This is a genomic window from Pseudomonas siliginis (genome assembly GCF_024072275.1).
Lineage (GTDB): Bacteria > Pseudomonadota > Gammaproteobacteria > Pseudomonadales > Pseudomonadaceae > Aquipseudomonas > Aquipseudomonas siliginis.
On the sequence record NZ_CP099598.1, the window covers coordinates 2,264,064 to 2,280,375 of the forward strand.

Here is a 16,312-nt window from a genome sequence, read left to right on the forward strand (position 1 = left end):
CCTCTTAACGGTTCTGTTCCGGATTCCACTGGGCATACCGCTGACCGCGCAGGAACTGCCACAGGCCGAGACTCATCCCGGCGAGGGTGACCAGCAGAAACGCGGCGAGGCGGAACGGTTTCGGCAAGCGGTGTTGCGCATCCAGCAGCCCGGCAATTGCCACGCTGTAGCCGAACAGTTGCGCGATCAGGCTCAGGCGATAGAAAGCGTGCTCGTCCCACAGCCAGCAATTGCTCAGCAGCAATGGCAGCAGGAGTACCGGCGCCAGGCGGCGGATCAATTTGTGGCTGATCAACGCCAGGGAATACAGGCCGTGCTTGAGCGGATTGAGCAGTTCGCGGCGCTGGGCCAGGCTTTGCAGGCCGCCGACGGTGACGCGCTGACGGCGGCGAAACTGTTTGTCCGCCTCGTCGACGCCATGGTCGATCACTTGCGCTTCGGGCACGTAGACGATGCGCTTGCCGGCTACCGGCGCGCAGGTGCTGATAAAGAAGTCGTCGTTGACCTCGGCCGGTACGTTCTGGAACAACTCGCGGCGCAGGGCGAGCAGGGCGCCGTCGGCCGAGACCATGCAACCGGTGCGGTTCTCGACCCGGCGCAACCAGCCTTCGTAATGCCGATAGAGGCTGTCGCCGACACTCAGACCGCCACCGGTGACCGGGATCACCATGTGCCCGGCGCAAGCGCCGACCTGTGGATCGCTCAGCGGCGCGAGCAAGTGACCGAGGGTGTCGCGTGACCATTGGTTGTCGGCATCGGTGAACACCAGAATGTCGCCGCTGCTCAGGGCCGCGCCGGCATTCAGCGTGGCGGCTTTGCCCTGACGCGGCAGGTCAAGCACGGTGATGCGCGGATCAATCACTTTGTGCGCGCAGGCCACGGTGTCATCGGTAGAGCCGTCGCTGGCGAGAATGATCTGCAGCGTTGCCGGTTGATAATCCTGGGCCAGCAGCGTGCGCAACTTGTGCTCGATATGCCGCGCCTCGTTGTGCGCGGCGATGACGATGCTGACGTTCAGCGGCGGCGCCGGCGTGTGTCGCCACGCTGGAAACAGCGGCGCGAGGATCGTCAGCAACAGCGGGTAGCCGACGTAGGCGTAGACGGGCAGCAACAGGCACATCCAGAAAATGAACTCAGCCACGGGCAGGCCTCCTTGCGTTCCATTGACACAGACTCAAAATGAACGCCGCGCCGGCCAGGTGCAGGCGCAGCCAGTGCAGGCCCCACAGTTGCAGGAGCAGAATCGGATCGCGGTGCTTGATGCTCTGGCGAACGCTCAGGACCAGACCGGGGATCACGGTCAGGGTGACCATCACCGCCGCGTGATGGGGAAAGCCGTCTAGCAGTGCGGAAATCGCCAGGAAATCGAGGATCCACACCAACAACGACAATATTGGAAAGCGCAGCAGGCGCAGGCTCATGCCATGGGTGCGCAGCAGTTGCAGATGGCTGCCCTGACGCCACATTTCCTTGCCCATCCATTCGCGCCAGTTCATCTCGTAACCCCAGTGCAGCGCGACCTTGTCATTGACCGACAGCAGACGCGCGCCCTGTTCGTGCAGGCGCAGGGTGAATTCCTTGTCTTCGCCAGTGCGCAGGGCCTCGTTGAAACCGCCGACCTTGTCGAACCAGTCGCGACGCATCAGCAGGTTGGAACTGGGCAGCCAATCGACACTGTGGCTGACGCGGTGCGACGGCTGCGAAGTGCGCCGCTGCCAGGCCGTGGCGAACCATGGCGCCTCGGCCGGCGTATGCAGATCCAGGCCGAACACATCGGCTTGGCCACTGGCTTGGATGTCGAACAAGGGCTGCAACCAGGTTTCAGGCATTTCCACGTCGGCGTCGATGAAGGCCAGCCATTCCCCGCTGGCGATCGCCGTGCCGCGATTGCGTAGAGCGCCGATCAACAGCCCCGGCAAGCTCAGCACGGTTGCGCCGAACTGCCGGGCAATCTGCGGACCCTGATCGGTCGAGCCGTTGTCGACCACGATCAGCTCGCACTCGACGTTGGCCGCGTGTGCGGCTTTCTGCGCGGCGAGCAGGGTACGGCCAATGTGCCGCGCCTCGTTGTACATCGGGATGACGATGCTGATCCGCTTCATGCCTGCGTCTCCGGGGTCAGTGGCGCCTGCTCGGCCTTGATGCGCAGGACGCTGGTCAGCGCCAGCATGATCCACACGTATTTCTGGTTCGGCGCGCTGAGGAACATCAGGAACAGGGTCAGCGACAGAAAGCTCACCCCCAGGTGGGTCATCATGTCCGCCCGATGTCCATCACCGCGCAGCATCCACGCCGCCCGCGCGCGAATCAGGTTGTACAGACCGAGCCCGAGCATGCCGACGAAGAACAGCCCGGCAGGCACGCCCAGTTCGCTGAAGATTTCCAAATAGGTGTTGTGGGCGCGGCGGTACAGATCGCCGATCTTGCGGTTGGCGGAAAACGCCTTGGCGTAACCGGTGGTCGCGTAATGCAGTGGGAAGGTGCCGGGACCGGAGCCGAGCACCGGATGTTCGCGGATCATCTGGCCGCCGACGACGATGTAGGAAGCACGGCGGCCGAGGGATTCGTCCTGCGCCTTGGAGCCGGCGCTGAGGATGCTCAATGACTGGATCCGCGCCATGTAACCGGCCGGCATGGCGTAGATCGCCAGCGGAATCACGATGGCCGCACCGAGCATGACGAAACCCAGATGCCGTGGGCGGATGTGGGTCAGTTGCGCGCGGTAGTGCCAAATGCCGATGAGCAGGCTCAACGCCAATACCACCAGACCTGAGCGCGATTCGGTCTTGGTCATGCCGCCCAGCAACAGCAGGCAGCAGGCGCCCCAGAACAAGCGGTGCAGCAGGTTCGGGCTGCGGATCACCAGCAGCAGGCCCAGAGGAATGGCGAAGGCGATGAGCATAGCGAAGGCGTTGGGGTCTTCGAGCAGGCCGGCGGCGCGGCCCTGATCCTGAAACTTCGCCGAGAACATTGCCATGGCGCAGGTCGCGGTGACGGCGAGGGTCACCAGCCGGGCGAACAGGTCGAGGTTCAGTTCGCGGCCGATCAACAAGGTAATGACAAACAGCACCAGACCAACGCTGAGTTCGCGCAGATGCCCCAGCGACATGCCCATGTCATCGGTATTGAGCAGGCTGAGAAAATACAGAATCATGAAGCCGATCAGGCAGTGCCACAGGTTGCTGCGCAGGCGTTGCGACGGAATCTGGTGCAGCGTCAGTTGCAGCATCACGATCACCGCCAGGGAGGCGCCGAGCAACTTGCTTCCCGACACTGAACTGTCCTTGAAGAACCCTTCGAACGGCACCAGCGCGGCAATGCCGAGCAGGCCCCATGTCGGCTTGCGGTACAGGACGGTGAAACCGACCAGGCCAATCACCGCCCCCGGCGCCAGATACGGCCAAGGACTGGCCAGCAGACCGAGGCTGACCAGGGCGAACAGACTGACGATCGAGAGCGGGAAAATCATGCGCGTGTCTCCCGTGCCGTTTGGATGTACAGCTGCGACCAGCGTTCGGCCAAAGCCTTGAGGTCGTAGCGTTCCTGTTGGGTGCGTCTGGCGTTTTCACGCAACTGCGCGGCCAGCTTCGGTTCGGCCAGCAGTGTGTCGAGCTGGCGGGCGAGGGCGGCGGTATCCGTCGGCGCCGCGAGCAGGCCGTTGTGACGGTCCTGCAGGACATCGGGAATACCGCCGACCGCGAACGCCACCACCGGCACGCCGGCCTGCATCGCTTCGAGCAGAATCATTGGCGTGCCCTCGGTGCGCGAGCTGATCACCAACGCATCGAGTTGCTGCCACCAGCCTTGCATCGCCGTCTGGTAGCCCGGCAGGCGAATCCGCTGCTGCAACCCGGCAGCATCGATACGCGCCTGCAAGGCCTCGCGTTCCGGGCCGTCACCGAGCATCACCGCGTCCAGTTGCGGATGCTGGTGACACAATGCGATCAGCGCATCGAGGAACAGGTCCGGGCCTTTCTCGCTGCTCAACCGCCCGACGTAACCGGCCAGCCAGCGTTGCCGCTCTGCCAGCGACGGCATCGCTGGCGCCGCTGGTAAACCGTTGGGAATCACCTGCAACTTCTCCGTCCGTACGTTGGCCTGACGGTGCAGCACGGCGATACTTTCCGCCACGCAGACCACCCGTTTCACCGACGCCGTGCGGCACAGTTGCAGGCTGAGCCAGGTGTAGAACTTCTGCTTGCGACTGCGTGGGGTGAAGCCGTGCTGAGTGATCACCAGCGGCAGGCGCAACAGCGTGGCGCCGACCCAGCCGAACAACAGGCCTTTGAAGTTGTGGGTGTTGAGCAACGGTTTGTCGCCACGGCGCTGACGCAAGTGCCGCAACAGCTCGCCCGGCCCTGAACAAGCGCGAGCGTCCACCCCAGCCTCGCGAAAGCGCGAGATCAGCTCAGGCGGTGCGTCGAGGAACAGCACCTGATGCTGCCCCGGCGTGGCCAGGCAATGATCCAGCAACATCCGCTCGGCCCCGTAGAAGCCGCCGCTGCTGAGCAAATGAATGATCGGCAGGGCGACGATTGGGGTGGACACCGCGTTCAATTGCGCACCCAGTGAACCAGGCTCGGCATGGTCCAGTTCTTGTGCGGATTGCCCGGCTGCGACGTTTCTTCGTTGAGCACCAACAGCACCGGCAGGCCCAGCTCATGGCTGATTTGCGCCGGATGCTTGAAGCGGTGATCGAAGAACTCACGCACGTAGACGAACGCGATTGCCAGCAGCAGACCGGTGAACAGCCCGAACGGGATGATCAGCAGCGGTTTCGGGAACGCTGCCTCGGTCGGTTCGAACGGCGGGCTGAGTACCCGGGCGTTGGACAGGTCATCGTTGAGCGAGCGCGTGGTGCTGCTTTCGGCAAAACGCTGGGCATAGGTCGAGAACGCTGCGTGCAGCGCATCGATCTCGGTGTCCATCTGGCGCAGTTTGCTCTGGGTCTGTTGCAGGTCGCGGATGCGGTTCTTGAACTCGGCGATGCGCGCGGTTTTCTGCTCGATCACCTGCTTGACCACGGCCAGATCGGCGGTGCGTTCCTGGATGCGGTTGCTCACCACTTTGAGAAACTGCTGACGGGTGCGGGCGATCTGCTCGCGGGTCAACAGCATCGGTTCGCTGCCGGGCTGGAACACCGCCAGATCGTTCATGTAACGGCTGACCTGGCTGGTCAGTTGCTCGCCCATCTGTTTGATTTCCCGGTCCTCGAACGCCACGTTGTCGACGGTGGTGGTGAAGGTGTAGGGGAAGGTGTAGTCGTTGAGCTTGCTACTGCTGGCGGCGGCGAGCGCGGTTTTCAGATATTCGAGCCAGCGTTGGCTTTGCAGCAGGCGGTCCTGATACAGGTTCAGCGCCTGTTCTTCAGTGTTGATGGCGTTGAGGCGGAAGGTGATTTCCTCCTTCGGATCCGCTGCGCCGACATTTTCCAGCAGTGCTTGACGATTACCTTCCAGGCCATCGAGACGCACTTGATACTGGTGCTTTTTGGTCTCGTAGAACGACTGCGGCAAGTCGATCGATTGCAGGGCCTGACGGCTGACCAGATAGTTCTGCAGCAGGGCGCTGACAAACGTCGTGCCTTGCTGCGGATCCGGGAAGCTGTAGGTGATCGAGATCACGTTGGAACCGGGCAGGGTTTCGATTTTCAGGCTGTCGACGGCTTGCTGGGTAAGGGCGTCGAGGGTGGTGTCACGTACCGGATCGGTTTCCATCCCGAGCCCGTCGCGAAGCGGATTGATCACGTACTCGCGCAGCGGCGTCGAGACGTAGTGCTTGAATGGTTCGCCGAGCAACTTGGCGAACACCCCGGGTGGCGGGCTGTATTCACCGTTGTCGCGCAGTTCGCTGATGGTCTGACGGATCAGTGCTGGCGAGCGGAGGATGTTGCTCTCGGTTTCCATGTCCGCCAGCGACGGCGGAATGAACGTGGCGTTGTCCACCGTGAGCGACGTGGTGGCGTCGCCCTGAGAGAGTTTTTTCGACTGCACGATGACCTGCGCGGTGATATCGAAGCTCTGTTTGAGCAGCAACGGCAGGAGCAGGGCGATGACTGCAAAGGTCAGGAAGACGCGCTTCACCAGCTGCTTGTTGGCGAAGAAAATCCTGAAGAACTCATGCAGGTAGTTTTCCTTTGGGTTCATGTCGGTCACCTGTGAGTTAGTTGTCACTGTCTTTGTTGTCGACGCGGTAGCCGAAGCTGAAACCGACGCCCTGGAACAGCACCACATCAGCCAGTTGGCGGGCGAGTTCGCCGGCGCTGGCCAGTTTGGTTTTTGGCACGTAGAGCATGTCGTCCGGTTGCAGGTAAGCGATTTGCGGGGCGTCGCCGGACAGCGCTTTTTCGACGTCGTAGCGCACCGCTTTCACCTGATTGCCGTTGCGCCGCATGATCACCACCGAATCCAGCCGCGCCTTGACGTTGGTACCGCGCGCCAGGGTCAGCGCCTCGAGCACCGACACCGGCCGGCGGATCGGATACGAGCCCGGTTGTGCGACCTCGCCGAGCACGTAGATCTCGTTGCCTGCGGTAGACTTGAGCAGCACGTCCACGGTCATGCGGCCCGGCAGTTGCGCGTACTTTTTGTTGAGGAACGATTCCAGTTGATTGACGGTCATGCCTTGCAGCGGCACGGCGCCGATTTCCGGAAAACTCGCGTAGCCGTCAGTGCCGACGGTGATCTCGCGGCTCATGCCGGTGGCCGGGTGATTGAGGGCGCTTTTCAGGTTCTGCTCGTTGCTCAGCGGGCTGATGATCTGCACGGTGAGCTGGTTGCGGTTGGGCTGGAACAGCTGTTTGCGCTGATACACGCGCTGGATTTCCTGACGCGCTTCTTCGCTGGTCAGCCCGGCGATTTTCACCGAGGTGTTGGCGCCCGGCAGTTCGATGGTGCCGTCGGGCAGCACCAGTTGATTGCCGTTGAGCTGGCTGGCGGCGGTGAAATTCAGGCCGATCTGGTCGCCCGATTGCACGCGGTAGGCGTCCGAACCGCTGGTGCTGATATGGAAGATCACGTCCAGCACATCCTGCGGGCGCAGGGTCTGCTCGATCTTCGGCATATCGGTCGCCTGGGCGTTGGCCGGGGAGGCGGTGAGAATATTCACCGGCATGTTCTGGGTGTCGGAAGTGCTGGAGCAGCCCGCAAGCGGCAGCAACAGCAGGACAAGCATTCTGGCGTTCATGGCGTCATCCTTTGCGTTCGCTTACAGGTTTTTGTAAAGCCATTTGGGCATGTAGTACTTACGCCGGTTGAACACGCTGCCGACCACTTTCGCCCCGGCCTGAGTCAGGCGTTGCACAGCGGCCTGGGCGACTTCCCAGCGGGTGTCTTCGGCGCGCACGACAAACACCACGCCGTCGACCTGAGTACTGATGACCAGGGTGTCGGCGGCGGAATACACCGCGTCGCCGTCGATCACCACAAAGCGGTACTGGCTGCCCAACTGGTCGAGCAACGGGCTCAGGCGCTCGGCGGTCAGGTGTTCCAGCGTGCGGATCGGCCGGCCGTTGGGCAGCACATGGAAGGGCAGGCTCGAGACCTGCACCACGCAGTCCTGCAACAGCGGCGGGTTGCCCGGGTTGAACAGCAGGTCGCGCAGGCCGCGCTCCTTGCCGAGGTTCATCTGCTGGGTGAGGTTGTTCGCCGACTGGCTGGCGTCGACCAGCAGCACCTGGCCGCTGCTCATCTGCGCCAGCTGACTGGCCAGTGCCAGAGCGCTGGTGGTGGTGCCGGCGCCGGGGTTGGCGGCGGTCAGGAACAGAATGCGCAGATCGAGATCCAGCACGGTCGAAGTCAGATTCGATTCGCTGGGGCTGGCGATGCTCAGGCTTTTATTGGTTGAACCGTCCATTAGCTTGCTCCGTGGCCGCTGAATACTTTGAAGGGGGTTTTCAACAGAATCTTCAGATCAAGCAGAAGGCTCTGCTCGGCGATGTAGCTGAGGTCCAACTCAACGCGCTGGTCGAAGTCGATGTTGCTGCGTCCGGAGATCTGCCACAGACCGGTCATACCGGGGTAGATCGCCAGACGCGCGAGGTGATTGTCCTTGTAGCGGTAAGCGTTGAACGAGGTCGGGCGAGGGCCGACCAGGCGCATGTCGCCGGTCACTACGTTGATCAGATTGGGCAGTTCGTCGAGGCTGGTGCGCCGCAGAAAACTGCCGATGCCGGTGACACGCGGGTCCTTGTCGATCTTGAAGTCGATGGCGTCAGCCCCGTGTTTGTTCAGGTGGCGCAGCGACTCTTTGAGTTCTTCGGCGTTGCTGACCATGGTGCGGAACTTGAACATGCCGAACTTGCGCCCGCGATAACCGGTGCGTTTCTGCACGAACAGCACCGGCCCCGGGCTGGTGAGCTTGATGGCCAGGGCCAGGCCCAGCAGCACTGGCGAGATCAGCACGAGAATCGTCAGCGCGCCGAGGCAGGCGACCACCCGGTTGGTCCGCGACAGCTGCCATGGGCGGCCGCCATCGCGGCCGCTGAGCCAGCCGCGACCCTGACGGTGGATCGCCGCGTCGAGGCGCATGCGATGTTCCGGGTCGACGCGCTTGTCAGGGCGCATCTGTGCAATCGACACACTTCTTTCATGTCCAGTCATGGCGTCCTCCGCATTCAATCAGCCGCAAGCGGCGCACGGGCAGTGGGGTAGTAGTCGCGGAACCAGGCGATGAAGCGGCCCAGTCCTTCATCCAGTTCTATCCGGGGCTGGAATCCGGTGGCCTGGGCCAGATCGCTGGCCTCGGCGCAGGTGTTGAGCACGTCGCCCGGTTGCAGCGGCAGCAGCTCGACAATGGCTTGCCGATCGAGATGTTTTTCCATCAGCGCGAGGTAGGTTTTCAGTGCAACCGGCTGCTGCCCGCCAATGTTGAACAGACGCCACGGCGCCATGCTGCTGGCCGGGTCGGGCTGCTCGCGATCCCACTGCGGATTGGCTTGCGGTGGCTGATCGATGAGGCGTGCGATGCTTTCGATGATGTCGTCGATGTAGGTGAAATCGCGCTGGTGCTCGCCGTAATTGAACAGCTTCAGCGGCTCGCCTTCGCTGATCGCCCGGGCGAACTGGATCGGCGACATGTCCGGCCGACCCCAAGGCCCGTACACAGTGAAAAAGCGCAGGCCGGTGCAGGGAATGCCGAACAGATGGCTGTAGCTGTGCGCCATCAGTTCATTGGCTTTCTTGGTCGCGGCGTACAGCGACAGCGGATGGTTGACGCCATCCTTGACCGAGTAAGGCGTGTGTTGATTGGCGCCGTACACCGAACTCGACGAGGCGTAGATCAGGTGTTCGACCGGGTGGTGGCGGCAGCTCTCGAGAATGTTCAGGAAACCGTTGAGGTTGCTGTCCAGATACGCCCGTGGATTGTCCAGCGAATAACGCACCCCGGCCTGCGCAGCCAGATGGATCACCACTTGTGGCTGCTCGCGGGCAAACAGCGCATCGATCGCCGAAGCGTGGGCCAGATCCACCGTGGCCAGCGGAAAATCGCCGACCTGCTCGCGCACCCACTGCACGCGGTCGTGCTTGAGCTGCGGGTCGTAGTAGTGGTTGAAATTGTCCAGGCCGACCACCGAATGCCCGTCGCGCAGCAAGCGCAGGACGCAATGGGCACCAATGAAACCGGCGGCACCGGTCACCAGAATCTTCATGGCCGCAGCCCTTCAGGGGCGATGTGGCGCAGGCCGATGCCGCTGTAATGCAGGCCGGCGGCGGCTACTTGTTCCGGGTTGTAGAGATTGCGCCCATCGATGATCACCTTCGAACGCAGCTTCTCGGCGAGCAGCTCGAAATCGACCACGCGGAAGTTTTTCCACTCGGTGCAGATCACCAGCGCGTCGGCGTCTTCAAGGGTGTCGTCGCGGGTCGCGCACAGGTGCAGGTCGTTGCGATAGCCGTAGATGCGCCGGCACTCGGACATGGCTTCCGGATCATAAGCCTGCACGCTGGCGCCTTCGGCCCACAACGCGTCCATCAGGTAACGGCTGGGGGCTTCGCGCATGTCGTCGGTGTTCGGTTTGAACGCCAGGCCCCAGACCGCGATGGATTTGCCGGCCAGGCCTTGCGGAAACTGCGCGCGCAGTTTGCTGAACAGGATGTGCCGTTGGCTGTCATTGACGTCGGTGACGCTGCGCAGCAGTTTCAGCGGCATGCCGTTGTGTTCGGCGGTGTGCAGCAAGGCCCGCAGATCCTTGGGAAAGCACGAGCCACCGAAGCCGCAGCCCGGATAGATGAAGTGGTAGCCGATGCGCGGGTCGGAGCCGATGCCTTTGCGCACCGCTTCGATGTCGGCGCCGAGCAGCTCGGTGAGATTGGCCAGTTCGTTCATGAAACTGATGCGGGTGGCGAGCATCGCGTTGGCCGCGTATTTGGTCAGCTCGGCGCTGCGGTTGTCCATGAACATCAGTTTTTCGTGGTTGCGGCAGAACGGCGCGTACAGCTCGCTCATCTGCTCGCGGGCAGCGTCGTCGCGGGTGCCGATGATGATCCGGTCCGGGCGCATGCAGTCGGCGAGGGCACTGCCTTCCTTGAGAAATTCCGGGTTGGAAACCACACGCACCTGCAGCTCGGTTTTTCCGCGCTGCAGCAATTCGCTGGTGGCCGTGGCCAGAACCTGATCGGCAGTCCCGACCGGCACCGTGGATTTGATGATCAGCGTGCGATCGGCCTCCATCAGGCCGGCGATCTGCCGGGCGACGTTGAGTACATGGCTGAGGTCGGCTGAGCCGTCTTCGTCCGCCGGGGTGCCGACGGCGATGAAAATCAGCTCGGCGTGAGTCACCGCATCACTGGCCTGGGTGCTGAACAACAAGCGCCCGGCCTTGATGTTTTCTTCAAGTGTTGCGGACAGGCCTGGTTCACTGATGGGCGGTCCCGCTTGTTGCAGTTGTTTGATCTTGTTCGGATCAATATCAATGCATAAAACCCGATGACCGACATCGGCAAGTGCAGCGGCTTGTATAAGTCCGACATAGCCAGTGCCAAATACGCTCACGTCCATCTGCGCACCTCAATAAAACCAGAAAAGTTAACTACGGAATGAGATTGTTAAAGGGGTATAGCGCAGGGTTTGAAAAGCGTGTCAGCAAAATGACATGTTGCACGGGTATAACACTTGAGGCGTTTTTGGCGATTGGCCATCAAGTCATTGCTGCGATTGAATTTGTTCTTTCTTTGCAGATTTGTTCAGATTCAATTTAACCGACAGACGGTCTAAGTCCCCGAAATTAAAGGCTTTCACCCCCCCGGGTGTGTCAGATTTGAGTCACCGTTTTTTTGACGCTTTACCCGGCTATCAGTCATTTCTTGCGCTTTGATGGCCGGGTGCTAGTGTCAGGTTCTGACCGACAAAGCTTTGACAACCTCCCATTTCGGACGGCCGGTATCGCCATGTTCAAATACGCCAAGGAACTGCTTTTAGTTGCCTACTTATTGCTCTTTTCCGACTACTATCTGGACCGGTTAAATGCTATCGGGTGGGTTTTTAATGTACTTGTTTTTGGCGCGATGTTTTTGGCGCTTACTTTCGCGTTATATCTAACTGCCTATATACGTCAGGCTCTTGTTCGACATGCGTTCGCATTAACGCTGTTTGTTGCGGCGGTTTTTTTCGATGTCTATACCCGGGTCACGGCGGATTACCTGAGGTACAGCGATTTTGTCTCGCTGGTGTACTCCGGCGGCTTCATTCAGGAAGCGGCCTATCAGTACCGCGACGCGATCCTGCGCGCGCTGCTCAGTGGCTTGCTGCTGTTATTCGGCATCGGACTCAAGCCGCGTCATGCGCTGTTCATACCCAACACGTTGCGGGTAGCGGCTCCGGTCATCGGCGTGTTGATGCTCAGCGCTTTGCTGTTTTTACGTGCGGGTGAGGGCGCACGTGGTCTGCCGATCATGTACACGCCGCTGGCCTACCTGAACCTGTTTGCCTATGAAGCGTTGCACGATACTGTCGGCCCCCGTGAAGCGGTGACGCTCGCGCGCGCCGCGCCTGCCATCAGCCACGATATCGTGCTGATCATCGACGAAAGCATTTCCGGCAATTACCTCGACATCAACGCGCCGTTCGGCGTGCACAGCAACCTCAAGCAAGCGCCGGCCGGGGTCGATGTCTTCAACTTCGGTTATGCCGCGTCCATTGCCAACTGCAGCGCCGACACCAACGTCACCTTGCGCTACGGCGGCACCCGCGCCGATTACAGGCGCATCAACAGCACGTTGCCGTCGATCTGGCAGTACGCGAAGAAGGCCGGGCTCGGCACGGTGTACATCGACGCCCAACGCACGGCCGGCAACCTGCAGAACCTGATGACCGCCGCCGAGAAAAACGACATCGACAGTTTCGTGCAATTCGACCAGACCAGCGTGCGCGACCGCGACATGGCGGCAGCGGCGAAGCTGATCGAATTGCTCAATGACGATCGCCCCGAGCTGATCGTGATCAATAAGGTCGGCGCGCATTTTCCGGTGCATGACAAATACCCGGACGCGTTCATGGCCTACCGGCCGACGCTGCCGCGCGGGCAGTTCACCGAAGTCGCCGACACTGGCGAACGCCCCGGTTTCAATGGCCAGCCGGATGACTGGGTGCTGTATCGCAACGCCTACAAGAACACGCTGTTGTGGAACGTCGGCGAGTTCTTCGCGAGGGTGTTTGCCCAAGCCAACCTGGACAATGCGCTGCTGATCTACACCTCCGATCATGGCCAGGATCTGCATGAGCGCGGCAACCCGGGCTTGAATACCCATTGCGGCGGCGACCCGGTGGAAGAGGAGGGGCTGGTGCCGCTGGTGGTGATTCAGGGCCGTGGATTGCAGGCGCCGGACTGGGCGGCGAATCTGCCGGCAAACAAGGACCGCTCCAGCCACTACAACATCTTCCCGACGCTGTTGCAGGTGATGGGTTATGACCTTGCGGGGATTGAAGCGGTATATGGCAAACCGCTGAGCGTGCCGACGGCGGATGAGTTCACTTTCAACTACCGCTTCAATGCGCGGTTGGGGGCCAAGCCTGAGTGGAAGCATATCGATCTGGGCAGCATCGTGACGCCTGAGCGGGCACCGGCGAGTGTGGCTGCGGGGCAGTGAGTTTTTGATTGCTCGGGCGGGCCTCTTCGCTGGCAAGCCAGCTCCCACAGGGTTCGAGGTTGTTCACAAATCCTGTGTCAGCACTGGCCTCTGTGGGAGCTGGCTTGCCAGCGATGGGGCCAGCACTGACACCAGCCAATTCAAAGCTTCAGCCACCGCGCCCGATACTCCCCGGGCGCGCACCCCAGCCAGCGCGCGAAAGCCCGGTTGAATCCCTGCACATCGCTGTAACCCAACCGATCAGCCACTTCGACCAGCTCCAGCGCCCCGGATTGCAACAGGTCCTCGGCACGATAGCGCCGATGCTCATCAAGCAGTTCGCTGAAAGTCCAGCCCAACGCCTTCAAACGCCTTGCCGCCGTGCGCTCAAGCAAATGCTGTGTAACACAGAACTGCTGCCAATCCGCTGAAGCCAGATCTTCGATCAGATAATCGCTGAGCTGTCCGAGCAAGGTCGATTCACTGAGACGTCGGGTCTGTTCCAGCAGATCGACAAGCGTTGTTTCCAATGCCGGATTGCCCGGTGTCAACGGCATCACGAACAGCTGAGGATCCAGATAAATCGCCGCGCATGATTGCTCTGCGCTCACCGGGGCGCGCAATGCCGATTGATGCTGCTCGCGGCTTGCCGATGCCAATGCCACACCTAGCACCGGATCACGATTCACGCCGCTGGCGAGCAATTTGCGTCGTACCAGGCTGCACAGGCTGACAAGGATGTAATCGGTCAGCGCCGCCGGAGCACCCAGACTGCCGGCTTCGACCAGACGCAGTGTTACGCCGTCATCTTTACGCAGGATTTGCACACGGAAATGTCCGTTGAAAAACGCAAAGTACTCGGCGAAAAACGCACAGGCACGTTCCAGCGACACGGCGACATCGAACAGATAGGTCAGCCCGTTGGTGGCCGTCGAAACGAAACGTTCACCCGCCGCCAGACCGATCAGTGGATCCCCGCTCTGTTCCACGGCAAACGCCCAGAAGCGCCGTGACATCAGCAGCGGCATGCGCGTGAACGGCGTGCGCAGATCGAACAGGCTGCGGCGCAGCTGCGCTTCGATTGCGCCTTGGGTAACGCCGCGCGCGAGCAATTCTTCAATGGCCGGCAGCAGGGTCGGCGCGTAAAAAGCGTTGACGGGTTGCGGATCGATTTTGCTCATGTTGTGCGCGCGTCTCCCGTAGCTCCGTTAGCCGCCAGCAAACGCTGATCGACGCTGAGGATCGCCTCGATCATCGCCCGCGCTGCTGGCGTCAGGGTAAAACCGGCGCGGCTGACGATGCCGTAACCCAGTTGCAGCGCAGGCTCGTCATGGGGGACGTCGACAAAGTCGAGCAGCTCGATCAGGCCTCGATCAAGTTGTTCACGCAAGGCCTCAAGCGTGGCAAGCCCCACCGCGTCTGAACGCAGCACTACGCGCTGGATCGCGTCAAATTGTGCGCACTCGACGCTCGGGGTGAAGTCCTGCTCACCGAGGATATCGGCGAGTACCTTGCGGATCATCGGAGGAATGCGCGTGCCGACGATCGGGTAATCGAGCAGGGCGCGCAAGCGCAGGTCTCGTTGCGCGAGGAGCGGATGGCCGGCGCGACAGAAAAACCGTCCCGGCCGCGTGCGCAGCAGGTGCACCTGATACTGCGGATCGCTGACAAAGTGCCGCGCGTCCGCGACGAAAAACTCGATCTGCTGCTCGCGCAACCACAGCGTCAATTGCTGCCAGTCGCCCTGATGAAAGCGCGTACGAATTGCCGGATGCGCCTGAATGAAATCGGCCAGCGCTTCCGGCACCAGCACTTGCGCCGGATACGGGCCGCAACCGAATTGCAGTTCGCCGCCGGTGAGACCGTTGTATTGCGTCAATTCGTTGTGCAGCGCCTGACTGCCAGCGAGCAGGCGCCGCGCATGTTGCAGCACCAGTTGGCCTTGCCCGGTCAGGCGAAACTCACGGCTGCTGCGCTCGACCAGCTCGCAGTCAAGGTCACGCTCCAGAGTCTGGATGCTGCGGCTGAACGCTGGTTGGCTGAGGTTGATCGCCTCGGCGGCGCGACCGAAGTTGCGGTAATCAGCGAGGGCGACCAAGTGGCGAAGCTGGCGAAGATCCATCATGCGTCTCCTGCATTTTGTGAATACTTTTAATGCATTGGATCGATAGCACGTCCGCTGGCATAAGTACACGACTGTTCTTCGATGGCCGCCATCATGTCTCAGCCTCTGTTCGCCTCCAGCGCGTTCACCCGCACGATTCTCGCGCATGCTCGCCAGTCCGGGCTGTGCCCGCAACGCTTGATGGCGCGCGTCGGGATCTGCCCGTCTGTGCTTGCCGGACAGCATCAATTGATCGCCGCACAAGCGGTTGAACGGTTGTGGCGTGAGTGTGAATGGGCCGGGGTAGCGCCGACGTTTGGCTGCGAACTGGCCGACGGGATGGCGACCGATTGCCTGCAAGGACTGAATATTCTGCTCGACTCGGCCGCGACCCTGCGGGCCAGTCTGAAGTGCTTCATTGACTGCTTGCCAAGGGTGATCAATTACGTTGCGGTGGAGTTGGTCGAGGCAGGCGACGTGGCTCGTTTGCGCCTGCGTTCGCTGCAGGGGCAGCTCCATCATTTCGCTCTGGATGCGGCGGCGATAACGCTGGTGCGCAACATTGCCCGTCGACTCGGCGGGGCGCCTGGAGATTTGTTTGTGAGTGTCAGCCTGCGCCCGGCGCAAATGGCCGGTGGCTGGCTGCGTGGAGTGGGTATCGCGGTGGAGCAGGGCGAGCATCTGTGCCTGACCTTGCCGCGCTCCAGGCTCGATCAGGCCTTGCTGGGCGCCAACCCGTTTCTGTACCAGTGCATGCTGCGTCACTGGCACGCTGCAACTTGCGCGCCTGCGCGTGAGGACAATCTGACGATGGCGCGGCACTGGCTGACGGCGGGCGATCAACCGATCGAGCGGATCGCTGAGCGGCTGGGTTATCGCCAGCCGAGCAACTTTATCCGCGCGTTTCGCAAACAGTTCGGGATTACGCCGAAGCAGTTCCGGTTGAATCCGGGGCAGGTTTGTTGAAAGCGGATTGAGGTGATTGATCGTTATTGAGGGTGCCAGCAAGATTTCCCCCCTCACCCCAGCCCTCTCCCCCAAGGGGGCGAGGGGGAAAGGAAGCCGATCTTCATGGCGTTCGGAATCTGAGTTCTACTCGGTATCCCGCCTCGGCGTATCTCGTACATCCAACACGGTCAGTCCC

Annotated in this window: 14 protein-coding genes; 2 read left to right on the forward strand and 12 right to left on the reverse strand. The window is 61.5% G+C overall.

Annotation, left to right across the window (positions count from 1 at the left end; all coding sequences use genetic code 11):
* Positions 1-4 precede the first annotated feature (4 nt).
* From NF676_RS10595 to NF676_RS10640, 10 genes are read right to left on the reverse strand one after another with little or no spacing between them, the layout of a single operon-like run.
* Positions 5-1,141, reverse strand: a complete 1,137-nt coding sequence (locus NF676_RS10595) for a glycosyltransferase family 2 protein (RefSeq protein WP_150635726.1) — start codon at positions 1,139-1,141, stop codon at positions 5-7.
* Positions 1,134-2,102: a glycosyltransferase family 2 protein gene (locus NF676_RS10600; RefSeq protein ID WP_150635725.1), complete on the reverse strand. Its 969-nt coding sequence runs from the start codon at positions 2,100-2,102 to the stop codon at positions 1,134-1,136. The genes NF676_RS10595 and NF676_RS10600 overlap by 8 nt, the downstream gene beginning before the upstream one ends.
* A complete protein-coding gene (locus NF676_RS10605; RefSeq protein WP_252877836.1) occupies positions 2,099-3,469 on the reverse strand; it encodes an O-antigen ligase family protein in 1,371 nt (456 codons plus the stop codon). The genes NF676_RS10600 and NF676_RS10605 overlap by 4 nt, the downstream gene beginning before the upstream one ends.
* The gene (locus tag NF676_RS10610) at positions 3,466-4,557 is read right to left on the reverse strand and encodes a glycosyltransferase family 4 protein (RefSeq protein WP_252877837.1); all 1,092 of its coding nucleotides are present in this window, start codon (positions 4,555-4,557) and stop codon (positions 3,466-3,468) included. Before NF676_RS10610 ends, NF676_RS10605 begins: the two co-directional genes overlap by 4 nt.
* Positions 4,554-6,146: a GumC family protein gene (locus tag NF676_RS10615; RefSeq protein WP_236169334.1), complete on the reverse strand. Its 1,593-nt coding sequence runs from the start codon at positions 6,144-6,146 to the stop codon at positions 4,554-4,556. Before NF676_RS10615 ends, NF676_RS10610 begins: the two co-directional genes overlap by 4 nt.
* 16 nt (positions 6,147-6,162) lie before the next feature.
* The gene (locus NF676_RS10620) at positions 6,163-7,185 is read right to left on the reverse strand and encodes a polysaccharide biosynthesis/export family protein (RefSeq protein ID WP_095179536.1); all 1,023 of its coding nucleotides are present in this window, start codon (positions 7,183-7,185) and stop codon (positions 6,163-6,165) included.
* 21 nt (positions 7,186-7,206) lie between these two features.
* Complete coding sequence (locus NF676_RS10625) at positions 7,207-7,854, reverse strand: CpsD/CapB family tyrosine-protein kinase (RefSeq protein ID WP_024012451.1); 648 nt, start codon at positions 7,852-7,854, stop codon at positions 7,207-7,209.
* Positions 7,854-8,600 (reverse strand): sugar transferase, encoded by a 747-nt coding sequence (locus tag NF676_RS10630; protein ID WP_016774101.1) that lies wholly within the window; start codon positions 8,598-8,600, stop codon positions 7,854-7,856. Before NF676_RS10630 ends, NF676_RS10625 begins: the two co-directional genes overlap by 1 nt.
* 14 nt (positions 8,601-8,614) lie before the next feature.
* Complete coding sequence (locus NF676_RS10635; protein WP_041478601.1) at positions 8,615-9,649, reverse strand: NAD-dependent epimerase; 1,035 nt, start codon at positions 9,647-9,649, stop codon at positions 8,615-8,617.
* On the reverse strand, positions 9,646-10,998 hold the full coding sequence (locus NF676_RS10640; RefSeq protein ID WP_252887668.1) for a UDP-glucose dehydrogenase family protein: 1,353 nt from the start codon (positions 10,996-10,998) through the stop codon (positions 9,646-9,648). Before NF676_RS10640 ends, NF676_RS10635 begins: the two co-directional genes overlap by 4 nt.
* Before the next feature lie 389 nt (positions 10,999-11,387).
* On the opposite strand from NF676_RS10640, the gene NF676_RS10645 reads away from it, so the two are divergent.
* The gene (locus NF676_RS10645; protein ID WP_252887669.1) at positions 11,388-13,085 is read left to right on the forward strand and encodes a sulfatase-like hydrolase/transferase; all 1,698 of its coding nucleotides are present in this window, start codon (positions 11,388-11,390) and stop codon (positions 13,083-13,085) included.
* Positions 13,086-13,225: 140 nt separating this feature from the next.
* Here NF676_RS10645 and NF676_RS10650 read toward each other — a convergent pair whose 3' ends face one another.
* Positions 13,226-14,245 carry an AraC family transcriptional regulator gene (locus NF676_RS10650; RefSeq protein ID WP_150635721.1) on the reverse strand — a complete coding sequence of 340 codons (1,020 nt, stop codon included), beginning with the start codon at positions 14,243-14,245 and terminating at the stop codon, positions 13,226-13,228.
* On the reverse strand, positions 14,242-15,186 hold the full coding sequence (locus tag NF676_RS10655; RefSeq protein ID WP_122506404.1) for a LysR family transcriptional regulator: 945 nt from the start codon (positions 15,184-15,186) through the stop codon (positions 14,242-14,244). Before NF676_RS10655 ends, NF676_RS10650 begins: the two co-directional genes overlap by 4 nt.
* Positions 15,187-15,282: 96 nt before the next feature.
* Here NF676_RS10655 and NF676_RS10660 point away from each other — a divergent pair, with 96 nt between their 5' ends.
* A complete protein-coding gene (locus NF676_RS10660) occupies positions 15,283-16,134 on the forward strand; it encodes a helix-turn-helix domain-containing protein (protein WP_252887670.1) in 852 nt (283 codons plus the stop codon).
* The last annotated feature ends 178 nt before the right edge of the window (positions 16,135-16,312 follow it).